This window comes from Planctobacterium sp. R6 (assembly GCF_055755215.1).
Genome location: NZ_JBVTQY010000075.1, coordinates 1 through 8828, shown reverse-complemented (window position 1 = coordinate 8828; position 8828 = coordinate 1). Strand labels below are relative to the sequence as shown.

General features: G+C 42.0%; 8 protein-coding genes. 5 read left to right on the top strand and 3 right to left on the bottom strand.

Annotated features, from left to right (window positions below; genetic code table 11):
• Nucleotides 1–764 precede the first annotated feature (764 nt).
• From AC0J20_RS22830 to AC0J20_RS22820, 3 genes are all read right to left on the bottom strand, one after another.
• Nucleotides 765–1226, bottom strand: coding sequence for a hypothetical protein (locus tag AC0J20_RS22830; protein ID WP_473023520.1), 462 nt, complete (start codon nt 1224–1226; stop codon nt 765–767).
• 155 nt (nt 1227–1381) lie between these two features.
• The gene (locus AC0J20_RS22825; RefSeq protein WP_473023519.1) at nt 1382–1876 is read right to left on the bottom strand and encodes a (2Fe-2S)-binding protein; all 495 of its coding nucleotides are present in this window, start codon (nt 1874–1876) and stop codon (nt 1382–1384) included.
• A gap of 26 nt (nt 1877–1902) precedes the next feature.
• Entirely contained in the window at nt 1903–4164 is a 2262-nt protein-coding gene (locus AC0J20_RS22820; protein WP_473023521.1) for a xanthine dehydrogenase family protein molybdopterin-binding subunit, read from the bottom strand.
• 500 nt (nt 4165–4664) lie between these two features.
• Between AC0J20_RS22820 and AC0J20_RS22815 the strand changes: the two genes are divergently transcribed.
• The 5 genes from AC0J20_RS22815 to AC0J20_RS22795 are packed head-to-tail and all read left to right on the top strand — an operon-like array spanning nt 4665 to nt 8664.
• Nucleotides 4665–5645: a PD-(D/E)XK nuclease domain-containing protein gene (locus tag AC0J20_RS22815; RefSeq protein ID WP_473023518.1), complete on the top strand. Its 981-nt coding sequence runs from the start codon at nt 4665–4667 to the stop codon at nt 5643–5645.
• Nucleotides 5635–6738, top strand: coding sequence for a hypothetical protein (locus tag AC0J20_RS22810; protein WP_473023517.1), 1104 nt, complete (start codon nt 5635–5637; stop codon nt 6736–6738). The genes AC0J20_RS22815 and AC0J20_RS22810 overlap by 11 nt, the downstream gene beginning before the upstream one ends.
• 2 nt (nt 6739–6740) lie before the next feature.
• Nucleotides 6741–7430: a hypothetical protein gene (locus tag AC0J20_RS22805; RefSeq protein WP_473023516.1), complete on the top strand. Its 690-nt coding sequence runs from the start codon at nt 6741–6743 to the stop codon at nt 7428–7430.
• A gap of 18 nt (nt 7431–7448) precedes the next feature.
• A complete protein-coding gene (locus AC0J20_RS22800; protein WP_473023515.1) occupies nt 7449–8372 on the top strand; it encodes a DUF4365 domain-containing protein in 924 nt (307 codons plus the stop codon).
• A gap of 13 nt (nt 8373–8385) precedes the next feature.
• Nucleotides 8386–8664, top strand: coding sequence for a hypothetical protein (locus AC0J20_RS22795; protein ID WP_473023514.1), 279 nt, complete (start codon nt 8386–8388; stop codon nt 8662–8664).
• The last annotated feature ends 164 nt before the right edge of the window (nt 8665–8828 follow it).

Here is an 8828-nt window from a genome sequence, read left to right as displayed (position 1 = left end):
GTTGTGGAACTTAATCCGGAGAGCAAAAAAGAAGCAGCTTAACGGCTTAGGCGACAACTACCTTGAAAAACGCCGATTTCGTCCCTGAAATTTATCGCTTCGCGACCATCCTTCGGATGTCCAAGATTTGCTCCTGCAATCTTGTCCGCCTCTGGTGGTTGTTTCTAAGTTCAGGGTAAAGTGAGAAATGTAAAAACGTCCTATCACGAATTAATACTCAACGTGTCCCAAATTTGTCCCAACAGAATTCGGATTTACCCGTCTAATCGGGAATTGATGCTCATCTTACCCTTTTGGTTATACGATAATATTGATGTAATCAAACGAAAATTGGTCTGTTACCATAACTGTTAATAATGTAGAACCTTGCGGAGCCGTGATATGCGATTTTTGGCGAGGCGATTACTACAACGTTGATTTGAGCGTTTACGAGCCATGTCACCGAGTTTTGTTTTTCAGTCTGAAGTACAGGTCGTCCAGAGTCTTTATATCGGCCTAAACCGTCGGACGTGTTTAAAAGGCGTTGTTTGTCTAAAACTGATTAAAAGCATCCTGAAATTGCAAAGCTGATGGGATTCTCTGCTAAACATTTTTCAAGATTTATAAGTGGACATGTAAGAGTATCGATTGAGTTTGCTCGTAAGTTGGAATCCGTAACCAATATTAGCGCCGGTGCCTGGCTTCATGATCAAGTGCAGTACGATTTATACGAGACGGCGGATGATGTACTACTCAAACGTTCAATGTTTGGGTAATCCGAGCCGCTACCAATACTCTCTGATGAGCGAAATCTTATTTTCGGTAAAACCGAACAGGGCAAACATTTTCTTGTCGGGCTGCCATGTTCCGTCATCCATAAGCAAACCGTGCGAGTACTCTATCGCTGCATGGGATTTACCATAGATCACGTTTAAAATTCTAATTTCGTTCTCGGGACCGTTCTGGTACGCGCCCTTTTTAAGTTGCCGGGTAAATGCTTCTGCCCAGGTCTTTTTATCGAAATTAGCGCCGTATTCGATGTGCTCATATTTAACGCTGTCATGCATCATACCGATTAAGTCATCAATATCTTGCTGTGTCGAGTCCCGTTTTGCTACGCGATCCAGTGCCTGAAAGTACTTTTCTGCTTCCTGCAACATACAGGCATTATTGCAATCTGTTGCATTTGCGGAAAAGCAGAAGATCAATAAAAGGCTGACAGAGAGTGATTTTAATTTAGATATCATGTTGTTGTTTATAGTGTGCTGTAAAAATTGGTGAGCAAGCATTGGCGGTCTTGGAAAAGATTGCAACAGCACCTGAGATGAGTGGTTACCAATATCAGCTAAACAACAGCTCAGGTGTGCAAAGAAGGATTGTTTCTGAACCCCAATATTCTGGTTTAACTGACTTCTTTAGCAAGCTCAAAGTTTTGGCTTGCCAGTTTATCCGCCGCCAGATGAATGGCTTTTCTTATCCTGGTGTAAGTGCCGCAGCGACAGATATTGGTCATCTGAGTATCGATATCAGATTCGCTGGGGTTGGGATTCTTCTGCAACAAAGAAGCCGCAGCCATGATTTGCCCCGCCTGGCAATAACCACATTGAGGTACATCCACCTGCATCCAGGCTTCTTGCACAGGATGCAACTTATCAGCGTCAGCCAAACCTTCGATAGTGGTTACTTTGGTGCCATTCAGGTGCTCAATCTTCAACAAACATGAGCGGGTCGCCTCACCATTAAAATGTACGGTACAGGCACCACATTGGCCAATACCACAGCCAAACTTAGTGCCTTTTAGTCCTGCGTTTTCTCTTATGAACCACAACAGTGGCATATCAGCCAGCTCTTCGGAGACAGAAACAGCTTTGTTGTTAAGGGTAAATTGAATAGTCATTTTGCTCTCTTTTGCATCAGGTTACACTAAACAGACATATGTTCTGCAATGGGAAGCTTGCGAATTCGTTTGCCACTGGCGGCAAAGATGGCATTACATAATGCCGCCGCTGCTGGTGCGGTGGGCGGTTCTCCAACGCCGGTTGGAGGATAGTCATTGCTGATGATGCTCACGGGAATATCTCTGGGTGCGTGCTGCATCCGCATAAAGGGCAGGGTGTCGAAATTGTTATTCTGCACAGTACCATTTACCACATTCACTTTGTTAAACAGGGTGGCGTTTATTCCGTCAATAAATCCACCTTCCATCTGATTGCGGATATGGTTGGGGTTAATGGCAAAGCCACAATCAATGGCTCCCCAGGCGTTAAGGATATTCAAATGGTTATCCATCACTTTTACTTCCACCACAAAGGCGGCGTAGCTACCAAAGGTAAAGTGACCCGCAACACCCAAGCCATGACCTTTAGGGCGAGGTTTGTGCCACTGTGCCAGTCGTGCGGCTTCTTCATAGCACCTGGCCATACGCCCAGAATCGATCACGTCTGCCCCCCAGCCTTCATAGGCATATTCTTTGTGGGGTTTCAGCATTTCAAGGCGATACTGCAGAGGATCTATGCCGGCATCCAGGGCGAGTTCGTCTGTCATAGACTCGCATGCAAATGTCCACTGCATATGTGCCGGGCCGCGCCAGGGGCCGGTTGGGATCTTTGATAGTTCAGTAAAGTGTTCCGTCTGAAAATTTGGGATCAGGTGATTGGGGAAGCAGTCATCTCTGGCACCGCCACGAGTCTGCGCTTGTCGATGCAACCAGGCTGTTGGTTTACCCTCTTTATTGTTGCCAGCCATAATGCGCATCACATAAGCAGGGGCAAAATAGTCATGGCTGATTTCATCTTCCCGCGTCCAGGTAACTTTTACCGGGTGTTTCAGCGTTTTTGACAGGTAAATAGCTTCTCGCACAAAGTCTCTTTCGAAGCGGCGTCCAAAACCGCCGCCCATGCGCTTGCTAATTACTTCAACCTTTAGTGCATCTATACCGGTATTCTGCTCGACTTCTTCGGCTACGATATTGGGAAATTGATGACCTACTACAATGGTAGCGTCGCTCTCTCTGATATCTGCGATACAGTTGAAGGGCTCCATGCAAGCATGAGCGAATAACGGAGTTTCATATACCTGGTCCAGATGGGGATTATTGGCAAGCCAGGCTCGGGCATCGCCTGTTTTTTTGCGTTCAGTTGCCGTTTTATCACTGTTTACCAGTTCGTTAAACTGTTGCGACTGCAGCTCGGAATCCTGCCCCTGAAACTGCTCATTAACTTTCCATTGTACGTTTAAAGCATCCCTGGCTTTCATGGCGGCCCATAAGTTGTCGGCAATGACGGCAACGCCATTGGCGACTTCTTGCTTATCTTCGTCGCCCCAGTATTTGCCCATCATTCTGGGAATTTCAACAACGGCTTTTACGCCGGGCACCTTAAGCGCTGTCTGCTTGTCGTAAGCTTTGATATCAGCACCGATTTGCGGTGCCCGTGCAATCACCGCCTGCAACGCGTCTGGGTAATCCATATCAATGCCAAACGTCGGTTCGCCGGTAACAATATCTTTTAAATCAATGGTGTGAGTGTCTTTACCCATTATGTGATATTGAGACTTGCCTTTAAGCTGTAATTCGCTCTGATCTACCGTTTGCAAAGCCGCTTTGTCTGCAAGGGCGCCATAGCTCAGGCTTGCGCCGGTTTCCGGATTGATAACGTAACTCGCTTTGGTTTGCAATTTAGCCATTTGAGCAGGAGATAAGCGCCATTGACTGGCGGCTTCCTTGACTAACATTTGCCGAACTGTTGCCCCAGCTTCTCGCATATATTGCCAGTTTCGGCGTACAGCGTGGCTGCCACCGGTGCCCATGTCAGAATATTGGTAACCTACAGCCCCTTCGTCGTTTTTATTCAACCAGGCAGGACAGTCTTTAGTAAACTCAATAAGATCCCAGTCCAGATCCATTTCATCGGCCAAAATCATCGGCCCGGTGGTTTTCATGTGCTGGCCCATATCCATAACGGGAGAAGACATCAGCACACTGTTGTCCTTGTTAATGGTGACATAAACGCACCAGTCAGACCCGGCCTTTTCCGCTTCAGCGGCCAGCAAAGGTAAGTGCGGTACCACCGCTAATGCCATACCTGAACCGGCTAATGACTTAATAAACCAGCGTCGGTTTTGATTAAAGTTTTCCATTCGAACGCATCTGCACCTGTATTGAAAATGGTGCTTATAGCATCTGATGATTCTTTGCAGAGTGCGATGTCAGTAAACGACAATAATCGGTCACTGACCGAATCAGATTAAATGACCTGAGGTCAATTGAGGGAATGGCATAGTGAAATTGTGATTTGTTTTGGAGGGGGGGATTGGTGAAGGATACAACTCAAATAAAACGGCTTCGCCCGTTTTACTTCAATCTCCCGCCCTTTCGCACGGTGTTGTCGACATGCGGAGCCCTCTGGAAATATCTGACATAACCGTAGTGTTTTTGGAAGATTGAAATTTGAGCTTCTCAGTCAAATTCACATTATTATCAGTTAATTGAGTTGCTTTGTCTAAAAGAGCGGATGAAATCTCAATAATGATTCCATCGCCTAATTAACATAAAAAAATATCTTAAAATCATACGAATAACTGAATTTTGCGATTAAAGCGATTGTGTCAAAAAGTGAACTCTGAAATACTTGCACTAAGGTGGGTAAAAATGTTGCCTGTCAGATGCAAAATAAAAGGGAATGGATATGTCCGAAACAGGAAATATAGAGAAGCTTGCCAAAATTGTCTCTAGAGATATCTTCAAGTGGTTCAAGTGGAAAGTATGCAAACCAACCGATGTAGATTGGGATTGTGAAATTGCTGAACATAAAAAGAAAACTCACCCTTCAGATGTCGTCTTTTATTACGACGATCCCTACTCCGGGAATACGAAATATTTTAATACCGACTTAAAGAGTTACCAGGCTAAAAGTATAAGTAAATCCAGATTGACTGAAGCTTTGAAAAGCCTCGCGATGTCAGTGGAATGTGCGAACATTAGCGAAAGCTGGCAGGAAAAATTTTTGCTTACTGATGTTGGGTTTGGAGAAGTTGTCGGGATGCTGTTCATCTATAACCACGACGACAAATACGATAAAGATTTTAGTCAAGTTGTTGAAAAGATTGAATTCAGAGATATAAATATAGCTGAATCTAATGAGCTGTTGATCATTGGGCCTGATCTTATTCAAACACTTTGCGATGTTGTTAGTGATATGAAAGCCCTAAAAGCAGATGACTCATTTCCGGGGGCTCAAGATTATACATTTTTCTACCCTGACTTGATTAGGTCCAGAAGAATAGGTGACGAATGGAATAAGCCTGCAACCATAGAAGCGCTTACTGCACCATGGCTTGTAATAAAACATCGGTCAGGTGATGGATATAAAAGTGGGTTTGTAATTTATTACCACTTATCTGGTGAAACTGTTGATGAGTTTGTTTATTTAATAGATGCAATGTCTCATTACCAAATGTTTAGTAGCGACTACTCCATCAGAATTAGATTCACAAAAGCGTGTTCACATGCTTCTGCAAATTTTGAGAAGGCAAAACATGAATATTTAGCAATGTGGGGAAACGATGAAGGAAGAATGTTGCAAATGGACAGTATAGAGGCTGAGCAGATTACAAACTTCACTAGAGCTTTCAATCCCATGGAAATAGGAATGCGCGATGACTTCTAAAACTACAGGACCATCAATCTATATTCCAACTGATAAAAATATTTTTGATGCGTTACAACATAAAAAAGTGACGCAAGCTGAATTGGTTGCGTTCCTCAGACAACGTGGAATTTTGGTTTCAGGTAATTCTTCAAAGCAATACTTAGTTGAAAAAATTAGTTCTTTGACAATGGGCTATTCCGATTTTAAATGGATTGGAAGGTTACTTGAAAATCCGAATCGAAAAGACAAAGTCACTCACTCTAAGTTAAAGGGGGAGATCGATAGCGAACAATTAAAAACAGCCCTTGATACCGTAAAAGCTAATATCATCTCGAATGGAGATGACTCCGCTAAAATTACTAAATCCAATGGTAAATCAGCTTTGACTGTCACATATGTTGACCATGACTTTACAAAAACAGAACTCCGTCAGCGTACTGTGAAAACTTGCGTCATTCAGCTTGAAGAAAGCGAAGATGGTGTGGTTATGAAAATGCCATCAACAAAGAAAGCCAAGGATGTAGCAGATAAACTGAAAAAAGTGTTGAAGTCCCAAGCAGTGGTGGATGGTAAAGAACTAGAAGAATTCGAAATAACTCTAGAGGCAATAGCGGATGCGTCGCTGAGAAGCCAGTTTTTTGATGATCTGATCAAAAATGTACCTGATTTTGAGTTTGATACAGTTACTAGCGTTGACGTATACCATTTCGATGAAGGGAAAATGGATGATTTTGATGATGAGGAGTCCGCTAAATCAAGGTTGGCGTCATATATAAATAAAGCCGCTTTAGCTGGTGCAGGTGTTTTGGAGTCTAATGAATTCAAACAACTTCATTCTCAAGGATTTTATATCTATCGTATTATATGGACAGCGATTGATAAGGCTAAGAATGGTCCTAAGGTTGAGTTTGAGGCAAAATTTGGAGCTCCAGATAAGTGCATCGACTTTATGTATACTGTGCGAGGACTTTATTATTTCAATGAAAAGACAACAGAGCACAACGTTTCTAGAAAATCAGCAACACCATATGAGAATGAAAAATATAATGTAAGACTTCGAGATGCTTCTGAAATCGCGTTAAAAATGGCGATAGAAGCTTATGGGGAATAGAAATGATAAAAGCGAAATGGCTTTATTCGGAGCTACCAATTTCTATTAACCAATTAGCAAGATTGATGAAAGGACATCAGTACAATGAAAGTACGGGTAGCGGTTTTTTACTTTCTACCTCATATTCCAACAGGCTTATTGGAAAGTATATTGAAAAAGTTGTTCAAATATCAGTAATTGAAGATCCCTTTGGTGTGACTTCTGAAGTGGAGTCAATTTCGTATTACACTTGCAATTTTGATTGGATATTGGATTCTAATTATTTACTTATAATGGAGCCGCCTAGGTCATTAAGGAAATTTGTAAACAAACTTCATGACTTGACTGGGTTAGGACTTGTGATTTCAGAGCTGAATGTATGTCCAAAGGACTGGTTGTTAGCGATTGAGAAGCAAGCTGATACTACCCAAGTCCTGCAAATATCAGCCTTCGGAATAAAGTCCTCTCAAACATCAACAGCAAAAATTTCTGTAAAGGGAAGTTCAGATGTAAGAGAAGCTTTTTCTTCCATCATATCTAACCGAAGGTATCTTATTGACAGTATCATGTTTGAGTCTAACTTTGGGTCGTTAACGGTAAAAGGAGAATTAACAAAGGTTGGAGGTGGGAGAATCAAAACTACAAACTCAGCGTTTGCGTTAGATATTTTTAGAGATGCGTTGGAAGCAACAAGGATATTGGAGCAAGCCTAAATAGAGGACTTATTGTAGATGACAGGAGTCAAAGAAGAAACATTCACCGGTGAGTTAGGGGTATCTTTTCTACAATTTTTGTGTAGCTCCAACAATACTATCTTTAGACCCATAAGAATGTTTGATGTGGGAATTGACGGATTAATTGAACCTCAAATCGAAAGGGTTGCGACGGGACATTTCATTGGGGTTCAAATAAAATCTGGGGAAAGCTTTCAGAGAAGTGCTCCTGGGACATATTCCTTTAAAGGTGATAAAACTCATTTCGAGTATTGGCGACGTTGCACAATGCCTATAGTTGGAGTTGTATTCGACCCTACAATAAAAAGAGCTGTTTGGATTAATTTAACTGAAATTTCTGAAGAACGCCTAAAAAGTGCAGGTCCATGGTCTGTTAGGTTGTCTTTAGGTGAAAATGAACTTAACTCCGAAACTCTCCCACATTTGATTCAAAGTACTGAACAGACGCGTATTAACAGAGTTTTTGATAATTCTAGTACTTGCTCCATGCTCAAAAATTCTAGCCGCTCCGGCACTGATCTTAATGAAGCGTCCATAACATGGGAAGAACTGGTCGAGGTTTTTCTTTCTTTAATCTACGACGATTGGACAGTCGCTAAGGCTGGTTATCGGATATGTTTATACTTTCCTGTAAATGCCGATGACCCTAGAAGAACTTACCTGTTGAACAGATTAAAATTAATAAGCGATTTACAATTAGTGAAAATTGTTAGTGCAATGGATACGGCGATGCTAGATGGTGCAGATAATGTGGCAGAGAATATGTGTAATTTATTGGGCTATGTTCCAGATGTAATTCCAAGATTGGAGCGAGCACTGGAAATTGGTTGTTTTACAAAAGGTAAACATACCGCAGCTATCCAAGCTATAGAATTAATTACGCAGGAAAGTAGGGCAGATATTTGGTCAAAATTAAGTTGATGAGGATATTTGAATGGACATATGTAAAAAGGAACATAGACATTATGACAGGTTTGAGTCTTTACCAGTTGATCAGGGGGGAGATGGTCGTCATAAATGCGCTGCCTGCTCATATGAAAAGGGGTATGAAAAAGGCTTTAAGCGAGATGAAAATTTTAATTTGGATCTAGATAGTTTACCTGAGAGCCAAGCAGGAAAAGTACGGCACAAAAGCCCTCATGCAGCCTTTGCACAAGGATATTTAGATGGCGTTATAGAATATTACTATCGGAAAAAAAACACCTTTTTGTAGATAAATATTAAGGTTTGAAATGAGTCAGTGAATTCAAATATAAAGGGTTGAACTGAGCCGTTCAAGACGACCTAAAATTTACTCACGTGTAGAAGTCGGCATCTGATCTGACGAATACCAGTTTTTGGTTAGGTGTCTCGTCAGATTAGTTTGCGCTCAGATTC

Coding starts and splice junctions, on each gene's coding strand:
- AC0J20_RS22830 (WP_473023520.1), bottom strand. CDS start 1,226: ATGATATCTAAATTAAAATCACTCTCTGTCAGCCTTTTATTGATCTTC.
- AC0J20_RS22825 (WP_473023519.1), bottom strand. CDS start 1,876: ATGACTATTCAATTTACCCTTAACAACAAAGCTGTTTCTGTCTCCGAA.
- AC0J20_RS22815 (WP_473023518.1), top strand. CDS start 4,665: ATGTCCGAAACAGGAAATATAGAGAAGCTTGCCAAAATTGTCTCTAGA.
- AC0J20_RS22810 (WP_473023517.1), top strand. CDS start 5,635: ATGACTTCTAAAACTACAGGACCATCAATCTATATTCCAACTGATAAA.
- AC0J20_RS22805 (WP_473023516.1), top strand. CDS start 6,741: ATGATAAAAGCGAAATGGCTTTATTCGGAGCTACCAATTTCTATTAAC.
- AC0J20_RS22800 (WP_473023515.1), top strand. CDS start 7,449: ATGACAGGAGTCAAAGAAGAAACATTCACCGGTGAGTTAGGGGTATCT.
- AC0J20_RS22795 (WP_473023514.1), top strand. CDS start 8,386: ATGGACATATGTAAAAAGGAACATAGACATTATGACAGGTTTGAGTCT.